Here is a 15,516-nt window from a genome sequence, read left to right as displayed (position 1 = left end):
GCATCGAAATGTCAAACATGATGCAGTTGCATAGAAGCATGAGGGTCTTTGCCGTGGCGCAAGATGTGCAGGAGCCGTCGGATGCGGTGACCGATGCCTGGGTCCGCCTCATCCGGGCGCAGAGGGATGTGGTCGGCCGGATCGAGGCGGAAATGAAATGCGCCGGTTTCCCGCCCCTGACCTGGTACGATGTGCTCCTGCACCTGAAGCGCCGGTCCGATGGCCGTGCCTCGCCGCGGGAAATCGAGGACGCGGTGCTCTTCGAGCAGTACAACCTGTCCCGCCTCCTGGACCGGATGGAGACTGAAGGCCTTGTGCGCCGCATACCCTATCCCGGCGACAGGCGGCGCCAGCTCGTGGAGATCACGGAGGAAGGGCGCCTGCTCCAGCGGCGCATGTGGAGCGTCTACGGCCCGGCCATCAGCCGCTTCGTCGGCGGAAGGCTCTCCGATGGGGAGGCGGAGCAGCTCGCGGCCCTCCTGCTGAAGCTGATGCATTCCGAGAATGCCTGAGCTTCCACGAACGATCTGGACCGTAGGGCGTTCATGAGAGAAGACGGCTAAGTTCCTGCCGACGAGGGATCCCCCGTGAAACCCAATTCCTCACTCTCGACCCGATCGCTGCGCTGCATCCTGGCCGGCCTGGGTCTCCTCCTCGCGGCCCTCGTCATCTCGGATTTGTCTTCGGCTCAGGCGCAATCGGCGGCGACCTCGCGTCCCAGCTCCACCTCCATCCGGACGCCGGATTTCGACGAGACCCTGAGCTGGTACCAGGACAAGCTCGGGTTTCGGCTGATCGGCTCCGAGAATTTCGTGCAGGGACGCAGGGCCGTTCTGGAGCGCAGCGGCTTTCTCCTGGAAGTGACCGAAGTCGATCATTTGCTGCAGCAGGATCAGGATCCCGATGCGACCGGCGGTGTCGCGGTCACGCGGTTGCCGGTCATCAGCCTTATCGTTCCCGATGTGGACAAGGAGGTTTCTCGTCTGCGCAAGGCCGGAGTCGACATCCTTCAAGCCCCCGAGGACGAACTCGACGGCCGCTTCCGGACGGCGCAGATCCGCGACAACGGCCGCCATCGCATCGAGCTGCGCGAGCCCATCGACGAGAACGGCTTCAACGCGATGGGCCGGTGAAAAAATGTCCCCGAACCGGGAATAAGGCCGCCCATCGCGTGTCTCTGAGACGTGGTCAACGTCGACCCTCAGGAGGACACCCATGAAGCTGTTTCTGCGTCCCGCCCTTGTGGCCGGAGCCCTCGTCGCCGCATCCGTCGCGCTCGCCCAGACCGCGGCCCCCGCGAAGGTGGCCGATACGAGCAAGGGCAAGGCCCTCGTCGATGCAAAGGGCATGACCCTCTACACCTTCGACCGCGACACGGCCGGCAAGTCCGCCTGCAACGGCCAATGCGCCCAGAACTGGCCGCCCCTCATGGCGGCAGGTGGCGCCGCCGCATCGGGCGACTGGAGCGTGGTGACCCGGGACGACGGCTCCAAGCAATGGGCCTATAAGGGCAAGCCGCTCTACCTCTGGGTCAAGGACACCAAGCCGGGTGAGGTCACGGGCGACGGCGTCAACAATGTCTGGCACGTCGCGACGCCGTAAAGGTTGCCGGACGCTCAGGTTCATCGTTGAATGATGCCGCCAACCGAGACTTGACCTTGGACGAGATCGCCACCCTTCTCGAGCCGCAGATTCCGGGCCTGCGTCGCTACGCCTGGGCCCTGCTGCGCGATGGCGAGGCGGCGGACGATCTCGTCCAGGACACCCTGGAGCGTGCGATCAGCCGCTGGCACCAGCGGCGCGACGGCGATTTAAGGGCCTGGCTTTTCGCGATTCAGCGCAACCTATTCATCAACGCCCTTCGCCGGCGCAAGGCGCATGGCACGCGCGTCGGTGAGGACGCGCTGAACGACGTTCAGGCGCCCGACATGAGCCCGGAAGGCCATGCGGGCCTGCACGACGTCCTGAGGGGGCTCGATGCCCTGCCGGAGGAGCAGCGCTCCATCCTGCTGCTGGTCGGCGTCGAGGACCTGTCCTACGAGCAGGCCGCGCAGGTGCTGGATATTCCGCTCGGCACGGTGATGTCCCGCCTGAGCCGCGCGCGGGCGCGCCTGAGGGAATACATGGAGAACGGGCGCAGCGCCGTCTTGAGGAGAGTGAAGTGACGGGCGAGCGACCCATCGGAGAAGACGACCTGCAGGCCTTCGTGGACGGCAGGCTCCCGCCGCCCCGGCGCGAGGCGGTGGAGGCATATCTCGTCGAGCATCCGGCAACGGCCGAGCTGGTGGGGCGAGAGATCGAGCATCGGGAAGCCCTTCGCGCGAGGCTCGCCTTCAAGGCGCGGGAGCCTATCCCCTCGCGCCTGCGCGTCGCCAACCTCGTGGCGGCTCGACGCCGTTCCCCGCTGGTGCGCCCTGCCGCTGTCGCGGCCGTTCTGGCATGGCTCGCCATCGGGGGCGTTCTGGGCGCCTGGGGCGGCGTCTGGTGGGCGTCGCGCGCGCAGAGGCAGGCTGAGGCCGTGAGCGTTGCCGACAACGCCATCGCGGCGCATCGCATCTATGTCAGCGAGCGGTTGCACCCCGTGGAAGTTCCCGCCGAGCAGGAGGCGCATCTCGTGCAATGGCTGTCGCGCCGGGTGGGGAAGCCGCTGACGGCGCCGAACCTGAACGCCCAGGGCTATCGTCTCATCGGCGGGCGGTTGCTGCCCGACAGCGGCGAGGCGGCGGCGCTCTTCATGTACGAGAATGGGGGCGGAAACCGCCTGACGCTGTATGCGCGCTCGGGAGACGAGGCGCGGACGTCGTTCCAGTTCGAGGAGCGGGACGGCGTCTCGGCGTTCTCCTGGATCGAGAATGGCCTGTCCTACGTGGTCACGGCGAAAGCCCAGCGCGCGCAGCTCCTGCCCATCGCCGAGGCGATCTACAGGCAGTTCGAGGCCGTAGGCGACCCCGTGAAGGGCCGCCTGTAGCTTTCGTCGTAACCGTCAGCCAAAGACGGCGGGGTCCGGGCCGACGCGGCCGTTGGCATCGTCGAGCCTGACGATGGTGCGCACATCTTCCGCATCCATCACGAAATCGAAGATGTCCAGGTTCTCGCGGATGCGGGACGGCGTGACGGACTTGGGGATCGCGATGAAACCGTTGTCGAGATGCCAGCGAAGGATGATCTGAGCCGGCGTCTTGTTGAACTTGCGCGCCAGGGCGACGAGGTCTTCATTTTCGAGAAGCGTTCCCTGGCCGAGCGGGCTCCAGGCCTCGGTCGCGATCCCGTTCGCCGCATGGAACTCGCGCAGTTCCCTCTGCTGGAAGCCCGGATGCAGTTCGATCTGGTTGACGGACGGCGTCACGCCGGTTTCGCCGATCAGCCGCTGCAGGTGCGGCACCATGAAGTTCGACACGCCGATGGATTTCGCGCGGCCATCCTGCTTCAGCTGGATCAGCGCGCGCCATGTATCGAGATAGGCTTCGCTGCCCGCGACCGGCCAGTGGATGAGATAGAGATCGACATGATCGAGCCTGAGGCGCGCGAGGCTCTCGTCGAAGGCCCGCAGGGTGTTGTCGTAGCCGTGGCGGTCGTTCCACACCTTCGTGGTGATGAAGAGTTCCTCGCGGGAGACGGGCGCGGCCTCGATGGCCTGTCCCACGCCTTCCTCGTTGCCGTAGATGGTGGCCGTGTCGATGGAGCGGTATCCGGCCCTGATGGCCTCGCCGACGACGCTCGCGGCTTCCTCGTTGGAGACCCGCCAGACGCCGTAGCCCAGTTGCGGCATGGCGTTTCCATCGTTCAGGCGGACAGTCGGTATGGTCGGCATAGACGGCTCCATTGATCGTGCGGCGGGAGAATAACGTCAGGCGGGAATAATCAAATAGTGATCGCCTCGGCCCGGCGCCATGCCGGAACCGGCATAGCGACCCCGCGTTGCAAGCTTGGCACATTCTTTCTCGATGCAGGAGCTCGCATTGTCCGTCCCAGAAGCGCGGAAGGGTACGCCCGATCCGACCCTCGACCAGGCCGAGTTCCGCAAACGGTTTCTCCAGCAGTTTCAGGACCCTGCCTATGAGCCTCTGGCAGGCGAGCTTCAGCGGGTCGCCGATGCGGCCTGGGATGCCTACAGCCATCACAGGAAGAGCCCCAGGACCCGCAAGGCGGGCCCCGGCTTCGCCGATCCCGACTACGATCTCGCGGTCGATTGGATCGCCGCGAAGGAGGCGATCGACCTTGCGCAGAAGCGGCACGAGGATCCGAAGGCCCCATCCCGGTTCCTCCTGATCTCGGCCTCGTCGCGCAGCGAACACACCTGTCCGGGCGAGATGTCCAAGAGCTACCGTCTCGTGGAGATCGCCCATCAGGTTCTCGCCAGCGCCGAAAACACCGAGGTTGAAGTGCTGGAATTGAGCCGTCTCACCTCCGAGTACGGCCGACACATCCACCCTTGCAAGGCCTGCTTCTCGACGGCGGCCGCTTTGTGCCACTGGCCCTGTTCCTGCTATCCCAATTACTCGCTAGGACAGACGCAGGACTGGATGAACGACATCTACCCGAAATGGGTGGAAGCCCACGGCGTCATGATCGTCACCCCGGTCAACTGGTATCAGGTCTCGTCGCCCTTGAAGCTGATGATGGATCGGCTCGTCTGTGCCGATGGCGGCAATCCGGATCCGACGTCGACCCAGGGCAAGAAGACGGATCTCGCGAAAGGTCTCGAAGTGAAGGGCTGGGACTATCCCAAGCACCTGGAAGGCCGTCTCTTCTCCGTCCTCGTTCACGGCGACGCGGAGGGCGCGGGCGGCGTTCGCCGCAGCCTGTCCGACTGGCTGCGCGCCATGGATCTCGAATCGGCCGGAGGGGCCGCGGAGTTCGAGCGTTACATCGGCTATTGGAAGCCCTACGCCACCAGTCATGAAGAGCTCGACCGGGACCAGGCTGTGCAGGACGAGGTGCGCAACGCCGCATGGACACTGTTGGAGGCTGTGAAGGCGAAGCGGGAGGGGAAGCTCGTCTCTGCCGGCAAAACCTTGAAGGAGCCCCGGCAGAAATAGGCCCGTGCGAAAAGGCCGAGCGATGCCGCCCGGCCTTTCTTGAAAGACGTGTTCAGATCGATCCTATTTGGGCGCCGACTTGACCTCCGCGTCCCACTTCTTGAGCAGGCGCGTCCGCTCCGCCACGGAACCGTATTTGGCCGTGTCGTAGTTGATCAGCTTCATCTCCGAGAGCTTCGGCGCATCCGGAGAAACCGGCGCGTTCTTGTTGGACGCGATGGAGTAGATCTTGAGGTCGGCGCCCACGAGTTTCTGCGCTTCGGCCGAGAGCGCCCAATCGACGAACTTCTGCGCCGTTTCCGTGTTCTTTCCGCCCTTCACGACGGAGATGGAGCCGGTCTCGTAGCCCGTGCCCTCGCAGGGGGCGAGGGTTTTGACCGGGGCTCCCTCGGCGATCATCGTCACCATGTCGTGCATGAACGCGATGGCGATTCCGGTTTCGCCCAGCGCCACGGCCTTGACCGGAGCGGCGCCCGACTTGGTGTATTGATTGACGTTCTTGTGCAGGCTCTTCATGTAGTCGAAGGCCTTGTCCTCGCCCATGAGCTGAACGAGCGAGGCCAGGAAGACATAGGCCGTGCCGGACGAGTTCGGATCGGAGACCTGCACTTCGTCGCGGTATTTCGGATCGAGCAGATCCGCCCAGCATTTCGGCTCCTGCAGTCCTCGGCTTTCGAGCACCTTCGTGTTGTAGCCGATCCCGAGGGCGCCGAGATAGGTTCCCGTCGCGCGGTACCCGGCCTGCTCGGCGAAGCGCTGAGCCCAATCGTGCAGCTCCGGCAGCTTGGGCGACTTGTATTCGACCGTCAGCCCTTCCTCGGCCGCCTGGATATGGGAATCGCCGGGACCGCCCCACCACACGTCGGCGCGTGGATTCGAGGCTTCGGCTCTGATCTGGGCGAGCGTTTCGCCGGTGCTCTTGCGCACCATCGTGGCCTTCGCGCCCGTCGCCTTCTCGAAGGCAGCGACGCCGACGCGGCACTGCTCTTCGAGGATGGAGCAGTAGATGGTGATCGGCGTCTGGGCCTGAGCGGCTATGGGCGCGGCGCAGAGGGTCGTCGTGAGGGCCAAGCCCAACAGTGACAGTCGCATCAGATTTCCTCCCGGATGCTGGGCTGCATCGGCCCGGCTCGCTTTGTGCTTCAAGGAACCATGCGATGAGGAAACTTAGCCGGCTTTTTTGTCAAGGCGGCTTTGGTTGAGTGTCCGTCCCATTTGCCGCCGAACAACAAAAAAGGCCGGGCACTGGGCCCGGCCATCGGATGCTTTAGAGGATGTGGTGCTTACCAGCTCGTCAGCACGGAGCCTTTGAACTTCTCCTCGATGAACTTCTTCACCTCGGGGGTGTGATAGGATTCGACGAGGGCCTTCACCCAGGGCTTGTCCTTGTCTTCGCTGCGCACTGCGATGATGTTCACGTAAGGACCTTTCGGGTTCTCACGGGCGATCGGATCCTTCACCGGATCGAGCCCGCCGGACGTCGCGTAATTGGTGTTGATGATCGAGGCATCCACGTCGTCGAGCACGCGCGGCCCCTGGGCGGCTTCGATCTCGACGAACTTGATCTTCTTCGGATTGTCCGTGACATCGAGCGGCGTGGGCTTGTAGCCGGTGCCTTCCTTCAGCTTGATCAGGCCCTTGTCCTGCAGAAGGATGAGGGCGCGGCCACCGTTGGTCGGATCGTTCGGGATCGAGATCGTCGCGCCGCTCGGGAGCGCATCGAGGCTCTTGTGCTTCTTCGAGTAGATCCCGATCGGGAAGTTCACGGTGAGCGCGACGCTCTCGATCTTGAAACCGCGATCGGCCACCTGATTGTCGAGATAGGGCTGGTTCTGGAACGAGTTCGCCTCGATGTCACCGCCGGCCAGGGCCGTATTCGGCACCACGTAATCCGAGAACTCGACGATCTTGAGGTCGAGACCCTTCTTGGCGGCAATCGGCTTCACGGCTTCGAGGATCTGCGCGTGCGGGCCGGGCGTGGCGCCTATGCGGAGGGGCTGCGTCTGCTGCGCGAGAGCGGGCAGGGCGGCGAGCGAGAAGAGGGCGACGAGGCCCAGTTTCTTGAGGGACATCGGATACTCCTTGAACGATGTTCTTATGTGATGATCAGGCGTGGCGGATGCGCTTGTTGAGGCGGCGGGCGAGGCGGTCGCCGATGCTCTGCACGGCCTGGACGAGGACGATGAGCACCACCACGACGGCGAGCATCATCTCGGGCATGAAGCGCTGGTAGCCGTAGCGGATGCCGAGGTCGCCGAGGCCGCCGCCGCCAACCGCGCCCACCATGGCCGAGAAGCCCAGCAGCGACACGACCGCGAGCGTGAGGCCGAGCACGATGCCGGGCAGTGCTTCCGGGATCAGCACCTTGCGCACGATCTGGATCGGTGTCGCCCCGAAGGCGCGCGCGGCCTCGATCAGCCCCTGGTCCACCTCGCGGATCGCGCCTTCGATGAGGCGCGCGATGAAGGGCGTGGCCGCGATGGTCAGCGGCACGATGGCCGCATTGGTGCCGATGGAGGTGCCGGCGATCAGGCGCGTGAAGGGGATGATCGCGACGACCAGGATGATGAAGGGCGTGGAGCGCGTGGCGTTGACCACGACGCCGAGGACGCGGTTCACCCAGGGGGCGGCGAAGAGCTCGCCCTTGCCGGAGGTGGCGAGGAACACGCCGAGCGGCAGGCCCAGGATGGTGGCGATCACGGCCGCGACCGCGACCATGTAGAGGGTTTCGCCGGTGGAATTGGCGATGAGGCGGATCATCTCAGGCGACATGGCCGAGGACCTCCGTGTCGAGACCGTGCTTGTTGAGGAAATCGAGCGTGGTGGCGAGGGATTGCTCCGGCACGCCGACCACGAGGGTGCCGAAGGGCCGGCCTGCGATCTCGTCCACCGAGCCCGAGAGGATGTTGGTCTCGATGTCGAGGTCGCGGGCGAGCCGCGCGAGGATCGGATCCGTCGCGTGCGGACCGCGGAAGCCGATGCGGACGACCGCTTGGCTGCCGGGCGTCGCCTCGGCCGTGAGCCTGGTCTGCACATAGGGCGGCAGCGCGCGGCCGGATTCATCGGCCAGGAAGGAGCGGGTCACCTCGTGCTGCGGCCGGGTGAAGACCTCGAAGACGTCGCCCTGCTCGACGATGCGGCCTCCTTCGATCACCGCGACCTCGCGGGCGATGTTGCGGATCACCGCCATCTCGTGGGTGATGAGCAGGATGGTCAGGCCGAGCTCGTCGTTGATGCGGCCGAGCAGGTCGAGGATCGACCGGGTGGTCTCAGGGTCGAGAGCAGAGGTCGCCTCGTCCGACAGGAGAACCTTCGGCTTGGTGGCGAGCGCACGGGCGATGCCGACCCGCTGCTTCTGGCCGCCGGAGAGTTCCGACGGATAGCGGTTGCGCTTGTCCGAGAGGCCGACCAGGGCCAGGAGCTCGTCGACCCGGGTCCTGATCGCGGCCTTGTCGTAGCCCGCGACCTCGAGCGGCAGGGCGATGTTCTGGGCGGCCGTGCGCGAGGACAGCAGGTTGAAATGCTGGAAGATCATGCCGATGGAGCGGCGGGCATGACGCAGGGCCGCCTCGGGAAGGGCCGCGATATCGGCGCCGTCGACGATCACCTTGCCGGAGGTGGGCTTCTCGAGCCCGTTCACCAGGCGGATCAGGGTCGACTTGCCGGCGCCCGACCGGCCGATCACGCCGAGAATGGAGCCCTGGGGCACGGCAAGGTCGATCTCCTGCAGGGCGGTCACGGGCTGGCCGTCGCGGCCCGGGAAGGTCTTCGACACCTTCTCCAGGCGCACGATGGGCTCCGCCGGGATCAGGCGCTGGGCGGTCTGTTCGCCGAGATAGCCAAGGGGGGCGTTCATAGGGTCGCCTTCTTCAGGGACGTCGGGGATGTCGATATGACACATGAAACATCCCGTTCTCTAAGTCAACCTTTTCGTTCGTTAAACAGGACAGTATGCCTTTTACGAACGGGGCAGGCCCTATAACGGCCTGTCGCTCGTCTCACAAGGCTGCTATCGCTTGCACGGGGCGGATGTTCCTCCTTTCTTTCGCCACAAGCACCCTTGATCCGGCTTCCCCGGGTTTCTAAGGAGCCGGGAACGGGATCTCGGCAGGAGATGTGTATGATCAAGGCGAGCATTGCGCTGGCAATCCTGGGTTTGGGCGTTCTGGTGGCCTCCCTGTCCGGGGCGGTGGCCGTTCCGTTCTACCTGCCCCTCTCGTCCGTGGCCCTGGCCGCGATCGTGTATGTCGGACGGGATATCCCGAAATTCCTGCGCATCTTCGTCGTCATGCTCTCGGCGACCCATCTCGTGCTCGTCCTGCTCGTCCTCGGGGCCGCCGCAGGCCTGATCACGGGCGACTACACGGGCTATGTCCCGCCGCCCTCGGCCGCGCTCGGCGCGACCGCCTTCGGGGCGATCATCTACGGCTTGGCTCACGTCCCGGTGGTCCGCACCATCTGCCGCATCACCGACCGCTATCTCGACTCCCAGGCGGACAGCGTCATCCGCATCCCGTTCCTCGGCCTCGTGCGGGCCCGTGAAGGCACCATCGGCACCTGGATGATCGCGATCCTCATCGCGATCAACCTCGCCCAGGTGGCCCTCAACGTCCGCCTCAGCTTCTTCTCCCGCGACATGTTCAATGCGCTCGAGGCGAAGGATGCGGCGGCCTTCTGGTATCAGCTCTTCGTCATCTTCACGCCCCTGGCGGCGGTGTTCGTCTCCATGGCGCTGACCGAGGTGCTGCTGCAGAACGTGCTCACCATCCGCTGGCGCGCCTTCCTCAACACCTATTACGTGCGCGAGTGGCTCGGCGACGGAACCCATTACCGGATGCAGATCATGGGCCGGGGTGCGGACAACCCGGACCAGCGCATCTCGGAAGACCTGCGTAAGTTCGTCGAGAGCACCTATTCCCTGTCCGTCGGCCTCATGAATCAGGCCGCGACGCTGGTGTCCTTCGTGGCCATCCTCTGGACGATCTCGGCGGGCTTCACCTTCCCGGGGACGAGCGTGGAGATCCCCGGCCTGCTGGTCTGGGTCTGCGCGGGCTACGCCATCCTCGGCACCTGGGTGACGCATCTCATCGGCCGCCCGCTGATCGCCCTCAACTTCGAACAGGAGCGCGTGGAGGCGAACTACCGCTTCTCCCTGGCGCGCCTGCGCGAGTACACGGAGCAGGTGGCGCTTCTCTCCGGCGAGCGGGCCGAGCGGGAGGGCCTGGGACGGCGGTTCGGGCAGATCGTCGACAACTACATGCGGATCGTGTTCCGCCTCATCAAGCTCAACACCTTCACCTCGGCCTATTTCCAGGCCAACGTGGTGGTGCCCTATATCCTGACCGCGCCCTATTACTTCATCGGCAAGATCTCGCTGGGTCAGATGCAGCAGGTGGTGGGCGCGTTCTCGCGGGTCGAGTCGGCCCTGACCTACTTCATCACGATCTATACGACGCTTGCCGACTACAAGGCCGTGCTCGACCGTCTCACCACGTTCGAGGGCGCGATCGCGTCCGCCCAGCGGGTCGGCGGCGAGAGCAAGCTCGTCGTGAACGAAGCCTCCGGCCGGGATCTGCGCCTGAAGGACCTCGATGTGCGCCTGCCCGACGGCAGCGCCCTGATGCACACGGACGCCCTGACCTTCCACCCGGGCGAGCGCACGCTGATGACCGGCCCGTCGGGCTCGGGCAAGTCCACCCTGTTCCGCGCCATCGCGGGAATCTGGCCCTTCGGCGAAGGGCAGGTGCTGGTGCCCGAGGGGCAGACCATGATGCTCCTGCCGCAGCGGCCCTACATTCCCATCGGGACCCTGCGCGAGGCCGTCACCTATCCGGGCCGGGCCGAATCCTACAATGACGGTCAGATCGCCGAGGCCCTGCGCTCGGCCAGGCTGCCGCAGATCGCGGAGCGCCTCGACGAGGACCGCAACTGGGCCCAGACCCTCTCGCTCGGGGAGCAGCAGCGCCTCGCGGTGGCCCGGGCGCTTCTCGCCAAGCCCGACTGGCTGTTCCTGGACGAGGCGACGGCAGCCCTCGACGAGCCGACGGAAGGGGAGATCTACCGGATCATCCGGGAGGAGCTGCCGAACACGACCGTCGTGTCCATCGGCCACCGCTCGACGCTCTCCGCCTATCACGACCGGCGCGTCGACATGAAGAAGACCGAAAGCGGCCTCTCGACCCCGGTGGACCTGCGCCAGGCCGAGCCTGCGGAATAGGCCGGCCGCACTTACGTCACCCCGGCATCCGTCAGGTTCAGCCGGTCCAAAGGGCCGCGATGCCCTCGAATGGCCTCGTCCTTTCGAGAGCATCGCGCAGTGAGGGAAAGGCGACGGGACTTTCCTGGAAGGCCGGGAATCCCTAAATCTCCCCCATGAGTCGCAACACCACCAACGACGTTCCACCCGATATTCTGGACAATGAGGAAGACGACGAGGCCGTTTCCGTCGAGAGCGGCTCGGATGTCGAGTTCGACCTGGAGGCCAATCCGGGCTCGGTCCAGCGTGGCACCGAGGTCATCCGGCATTTCTGGAACACCCTTCCCAATGCGCCCGGCGTCTATCGCATGCTCGATGCCAAGGGTGACGTGCTCTATGTGGGCAAGGCGAAGAGCCTGAAGAACCGCGTCGGCTCCTATGCGCGGGGGCAGGCGCATTCCAACCGCATCGCCCGGATGATCGGCGAAACCACCTCGATGGAATTCGTCACCACGGCGACGGAGACCGAGGCGCTGCTGCTCGAGGCCAACCTCATCAAGCAGCTCAAGCCCCGCTACAATGTGCTCCTGCGGGACGACAAGTCGCTGCCCTATATCCTGCTCACCGCCGACCACGAGGCGCCGCAGCTCGTGAAGCATCGCGGCGCCAGGAAGCGCAAGGGCGACTATTACGGTCCCTTCGCCAGCGTCTGGGCGGTGAACCGGACCATCAACGCCCTGCAGCGAGCGTTCCTGCTCCGCTCCTGCAACGACAGCTATTACGAGAACCGCACGCGGCCCTGCCTGCTTTATCAAATCAAGCGCTGCTCCGGACCGTGCACGAACGAGATCTCGCAGGAGGATTATGCCGAGCTGGTCTCCGAGGCCAGGGCCTTCCTGTCGGGCAAGTCGAATGCCGTGAAGCAGCGCATCACGGACGAGATGCAGGCCGCCGCCGAGGAATTGGAATTCGAGCGCGCCGCGCGCTGCCGCGACCGCCTGGCCGCCCTGTCGGCGATCCAGGGCGTACAGGGCATCAACACGCAATCGGTCGAGGAGGCGGACGTCTTTGCCCTCGACGAGCAGGCGGGGCAGTTCTGCGTGGAGGTGTTCTTCTTCCGCAACTGGCAGAACTGGGGCAACCGGGCCTATTTCCCGAAGGCCGACAAGTCCATGAGCCGCGAGGAGGTTCTCGGCTCGTTCATGGCGCAGTTCTACGACGACAAGCCCGCTCCCCGGCTGATCCTGCTCTCGCACGAGATCGAGGATTCCGAGCTCATGGCGGCGGCCCTGTCCACCCGGACCGAGACCCGGGTCGAGATCCACGCGCCCCAGCGCGGGGAGCGGCGCCAGCTCATCGAATACGCGCTGCGCAATGCCCGCGAGGCTTTGGGCCGGCGTCTCGCCGACACGTCCTCGCAGCAGAAGCTTCTCGTGTCCCTGGGGCAGGCTTTCGGGTTGTCGAAGGCGCCCAAGCGCGTGGAGGTCTATGACAACTCGCACATCATGGGCACCAACGCGGTGGGCGCCATGGTGGTGGCGGGCGCCAACGGGTTCATGAAGCAGCATTACCGCACCTTCAACATGAAGTCGGAGGACCTGAAGCCGGGCGACGATTACGGCATGATGCGCGAGATGCTGCAGCGCCGCTTCGCCCGCCTCGTGAAGGAGGAGCCGCGCGGCGCCGAGGCGGACGGGCATCCGGGCGACGATTCCTTTCCCGCCTGGCCGGACCTGGTCCTGATCGACGGCGGCAAGGGGCAGCTGGAGGCGGCCAGGCAGGCGCTCGCCGAGGTGGGCGTCGGCGAGGAGGACGTGGCCCTGATCGGCATCGCCAAGGGGCGCGACCGCGACGCGGGGCGCGAGACCTTTTTCAAGCCGGGCCAGCCGCCCTTCAAGATGCCGCCGCGGGACCCCGCGCTCTATTTCGTGCAGCGCCTGCGCGACGAGGCCCACCGCTTCGCCATCGGGGCGCACCGGGCCAAGCGCAAGCGGGAGCTGGTGAAGAACCCGCTTGATGAGATCGCCGGTATCGGGCCCACTCGCAAACGGGCGCTCCTGCACCATTTCGGAACCGTCAAGGCGATCCAGCGGGCAGCCCTGGAGGACCTGATGAAGGCACCCGGGGTCAATGCCGCAACGGCCCGGGCCGTCTACGATTTCTTCCACGAGCGGGGATAGACATGAATATCGGCAGGAGCGGGCAGGCTGTTCTCACATTGCCGTGCTCGCGCAGCCGCGGCGGTGCGCAACGACCCTTCCTCCGATTGACGGAGGGACCATCCTCATGCTTCCTGCAGGTGTCATGAAGACCGTTTCCTCCTTGGGCCGCTCGAAGGCTTTCAACCTTGCGAACATGCTGACCTACGGTCGGCTCGCCGCGGTGCCGGCCGTGGTCGCTCTCCTGTTCTGGCCCGAGGACCACTGGTCCCGCTGGCTGGCCCTGGCGGTCTTCGCCATCGCGGCCATTACCGATTACCTCGACGGCTACGTGGCCCGCACCTTCGCCCAGCAATCGGCCCTGGGGCGCATGCTGGACCCGATCGCCGACAAGCTCCTGGTGGCCGCGAGCCTGCTTATGCTGGTCGCCGACGGCACCATCCGGGGCTGGGCGCTCTGGGCCGCCATCGTCATCCTTTGCCGCGAGATCCTGGTCTCGGGCCTGCGGGAATTCCTGGCCGAGCTGAAGGTGAGCGTGCCCGTCAGCCGGGTGGCCAAATGGAAGACGACGCTCCAGCTCGTGGCCCTGGGCTTCCTGATCGCGGGACCGGCCGGCGAAACGGTGCTGCCCAACAACATCCTCATCGGCACGATCCTTTTGTGGATCGCCGCCATCCTGACGATCTATACGGGCTGGGACTACTTCAAGAACGGCATCCATCACCTCATGGACGAGGGCTAGGGCCATGAAGCTCGTCTATTTCGCCTGGGTGCGCGAAAGGGTCGGCAAGACCGACGAGCAGGTCGCCCTGCCGGAAGGCATCGACACGGTGGCCGATCTGGTGCGCTGGCTGAAGGGCCGGGGCGAGGAGTACGAATATGCCTTCGAGAACGAGGGCGTCGTCCGCGCCGCCGTCGACCATGTCCATGTGAAGCCCGACGCCCGGATCGCGGGCGCGCAGGAGATCGCCTTCTTCCCGCCCATGACGGGAGGCTAGCTCCTGCCAGGGAGCGGTTCGCCATGGCCGTCACCATCCGCATCCAGGCCGAGCCTTTCGATACCGCCGGCGAGACGGCTGTCCTGACCGGGGGGAGGGCGGATATCGGCGCCGTGGTCGCGTTCATGGGCCTGTGCCGGGACGAAGGCGGGCGGCTCGCTTCTCTCGAGCTCGAGCATTACCCGGGTATGGCGGAGGCCGAGATCGGCCGCATCGCCGACGAGGCGCAAGCCCGCTGGCCGCTTCTGGGCCTCACGATCATCCACCGCTTCGGCAGGATCCGGCCGGGCGAGGAGATCGTGCTCGTCCTCGCGGCCAGCGCCCATCGCCAGGCCGCCTTCGAGGCCGCCTCCTTCCTGATGGATTACCTGAAAACCCACGCGCCCTTCTGGAAGCGCGAGCATCTCAAGGACGGGACCGTCGGGACCTGGGTCGAGGCCAAAGAGGCCGACGACCGGGCGGCGGAGCGGTGGCGCTGATCGAGCCTTGACGTGGCCTCGCAACGGCGTGAGCATCGTCCGTGAACGACACACGGAGGCGTCTCATGCGCAGCATCGTTGTCTTTCTCAGCCTCGTCGCGGCATTCCCGGCCTGGGCTCACGAAATGCCGGCGGCCCAAACGGCTCAGGCTCCCGCGCACAACCCTCTCGATTGCTATTGCCGCGCGCAAGGAAAGATGTTCGCTCTCGGCGAAAGGGTCTGCCTCAAGACGGCAGAGGGCCCGAAACTGGCGCAGTGCCAGATGGAGATCAACGTGATGTCCTGGAGCATCACGGCCGTGCCCTGTCCGGAGACGTGAGAACGCTGCCGAAGCGGTCACGGGGAGGCATGGGAACAGCGGACCCGCGCCCGATCCGGCGGGTGTCAGAAGAGGCCGGTTACAACGACGAGAATGTAGGAAAAGGACACGCAGACAGCGGCGATATTGAGCTTGGATGCCCAGTCCAACTTCGATGTCATGTTCATCGGAGGAGCCCCTATCTCTGAAGGGGTTTAACCCCCCTCTGAATGGAGAGGTACGCTATCAAAGCCGGGCAGTCCTGAGAAGCACCCCGGATGGGCTAGAGGCCGAGTTTCCAGGTGAGCTGAATGGTTAATAAAGCGTTAAAGTCTTGTTTTGCCAC

The 15,516-nt window shown here is 65.4% G+C and carries 17 protein-coding genes; 12 read left to right on the top strand and 5 right to left on the bottom strand.

Translation table 11 applies throughout. The features are described from left to right. The first annotated feature begins 38 nt into the window (after positions 1-38). From H0S73_RS20590 to H0S73_RS20570, 5 genes are all read left to right on the top strand, one after another. Positions 39-512 (top strand): MarR family winged helix-turn-helix transcriptional regulator, encoded by a 474-nt coding sequence (locus H0S73_RS20590; protein ID WP_246389123.1) that lies wholly within the window; start codon positions 39-41, stop codon positions 510-512. Between the two features lie 75 nt (positions 513-587). Next, positions 588-1,133 carry a VOC family protein gene (locus H0S73_RS20585; protein WP_181053890.1) on the top strand — a complete coding sequence of 182 codons (546 nt, stop codon included), beginning with the start codon at positions 588-590 and terminating at the stop codon, positions 1,131-1,133. Between the two features lie 82 nt (positions 1,134-1,215). Continuing rightward, positions 1,216-1,602: a COG4315 family predicted lipoprotein gene (locus H0S73_RS20580; RefSeq protein ID WP_181053889.1), complete on the top strand. Its 387-nt coding sequence runs from the start codon at positions 1,216-1,218 to the stop codon at positions 1,600-1,602. A 56-nt stretch (positions 1,603-1,658) separates the two neighbouring features. Beyond that, a complete protein-coding gene (locus H0S73_RS20575; protein ID WP_181053888.1) occupies positions 1,659-2,165 on the top strand; it encodes an RNA polymerase sigma factor in 507 nt (168 codons plus the stop codon). Then, a complete protein-coding gene (locus H0S73_RS20570) occupies positions 2,162-2,968 on the top strand; it encodes an anti-sigma factor (protein ID WP_181053887.1) in 807 nt (268 codons plus the stop codon). Before H0S73_RS20575 ends, H0S73_RS20570 begins: the two co-directional genes overlap by 4 nt. A gap of 15 nt (positions 2,969-2,983) precedes the next feature. Here the strand turns inward: H0S73_RS20570 and H0S73_RS20565 are convergent, their stop codons facing one another. Further along, a complete protein-coding gene (locus H0S73_RS20565) occupies positions 2,984-3,811 on the bottom strand; it encodes an aldo/keto reductase (protein ID WP_181053886.1) in 828 nt (275 codons plus the stop codon). 148 nt (positions 3,812-3,959) lie between these two features. On the opposite strand from H0S73_RS20565, the gene H0S73_RS20560 reads away from it, so the two are divergent. Then, positions 3,960-5,039 (top strand): flavodoxin family protein, encoded by a 1,080-nt coding sequence (locus H0S73_RS20560; protein WP_425488204.1) that lies wholly within the window; start codon positions 3,960-3,962, stop codon positions 5,037-5,039. Between the two features lie 63 nt (positions 5,040-5,102). Here H0S73_RS20560 and H0S73_RS20555 read toward each other — a convergent pair whose 3' ends face one another. The 4 genes from H0S73_RS20555 to H0S73_RS20540 all read right to left on the bottom strand — a co-directional run bounded on the left by H0S73_RS20555 (position 5,103) and on the right by H0S73_RS20540 (position 8,895). Next, complete coding sequence (locus H0S73_RS20555) at positions 5,103-6,131, bottom strand: ABC transporter substrate-binding protein (RefSeq protein WP_181053885.1); 1,029 nt, start codon at positions 6,129-6,131, stop codon at positions 5,103-5,105. 191 nt (positions 6,132-6,322) lie between these two features. Continuing rightward, positions 6,323-7,111, bottom strand: coding sequence for a MetQ/NlpA family ABC transporter substrate-binding protein (locus H0S73_RS20550; RefSeq protein ID WP_181053884.1), 789 nt, complete (start codon positions 7,109-7,111; stop codon positions 6,323-6,325). A gap of 34 nt (positions 7,112-7,145) precedes the next feature. After that, positions 7,146-7,811 (bottom strand): methionine ABC transporter permease, encoded by a 666-nt coding sequence (locus tag H0S73_RS20545; RefSeq protein ID WP_181053883.1) that lies wholly within the window; start codon positions 7,809-7,811, stop codon positions 7,146-7,148. Beyond that, the gene (locus tag H0S73_RS20540; protein WP_246389121.1) at positions 7,801-8,895 is read right to left on the bottom strand and encodes a methionine ABC transporter ATP-binding protein; all 1,095 of its coding nucleotides are present in this window, start codon (positions 8,893-8,895) and stop codon (positions 7,801-7,803) included. The genes H0S73_RS20545 and H0S73_RS20540 overlap by 11 nt, the downstream gene beginning before the upstream one ends. 264 nt (positions 8,896-9,159) lie before the next feature. On the opposite strand from H0S73_RS20540, the gene H0S73_RS20535 reads away from it, so the two are divergent. The 6 genes from H0S73_RS20535 (at position 9,160) to H0S73_RS20510 (ending at position 15,191) form a co-directional block, all read left to right on the top strand. Continuing rightward, the gene (locus H0S73_RS20535; RefSeq protein ID WP_181053882.1) at positions 9,160-11,256 is read left to right on the top strand and encodes an ABC transporter ATP-binding protein/permease; all 2,097 of its coding nucleotides are present in this window, start codon (positions 9,160-9,162) and stop codon (positions 11,254-11,256) included. Positions 11,257-11,411: 155 nt separating this feature from the next. Beyond that, positions 11,412-13,415 (top strand): excinuclease ABC subunit UvrC, encoded by a 2,004-nt coding sequence (uvrC, locus tag H0S73_RS20530; RefSeq protein ID WP_181053881.1) that lies wholly within the window; start codon positions 11,412-11,414, stop codon positions 13,413-13,415. 124 nt (positions 13,416-13,539) lie between these two features. Then, entirely contained in the window at positions 13,540-14,136 is a 597-nt protein-coding gene (pgsA, locus tag H0S73_RS20525) for a CDP-diacylglycerol--glycerol-3-phosphate 3-phosphatidyltransferase (protein WP_246389119.1), read from the top strand. A 4-nt stretch (positions 14,137-14,140) separates the two neighbouring features. Beyond that, a complete protein-coding gene (gene moaD, locus H0S73_RS20520; protein WP_181053879.1) occupies positions 14,141-14,392 on the top strand; it encodes a molybdopterin converting factor subunit 1 in 252 nt (83 codons plus the stop codon). A 23-nt stretch (positions 14,393-14,415) separates the two neighbouring features. Next, positions 14,416-14,871: a molybdenum cofactor biosynthesis protein MoaE gene (locus H0S73_RS20515; protein WP_181053878.1), complete on the top strand. Its 456-nt coding sequence runs from the start codon at positions 14,416-14,418 to the stop codon at positions 14,869-14,871. A gap of 65 nt (positions 14,872-14,936) precedes the next feature. Beyond that, on the top strand, positions 14,937-15,191 hold the full coding sequence (locus tag H0S73_RS20510) for a hypothetical protein (protein ID WP_181053877.1): 255 nt from the start codon (positions 14,937-14,939) through the stop codon (positions 15,189-15,191). Positions 15,192-15,516 lie beyond the last annotated feature (325 nt).

Origin of the sequence: Microvirga mediterraneensis (genome assembly GCF_013520865.1) — a bacterium.
In the GTDB taxonomy this organism is placed as follows: Bacteria; Pseudomonadota; Alphaproteobacteria; order Rhizobiales; family Beijerinckiaceae; genus Microvirga; species Microvirga mediterraneensis.
This window is presented reverse-complemented; position numbering and strand designations above follow the sequence as displayed.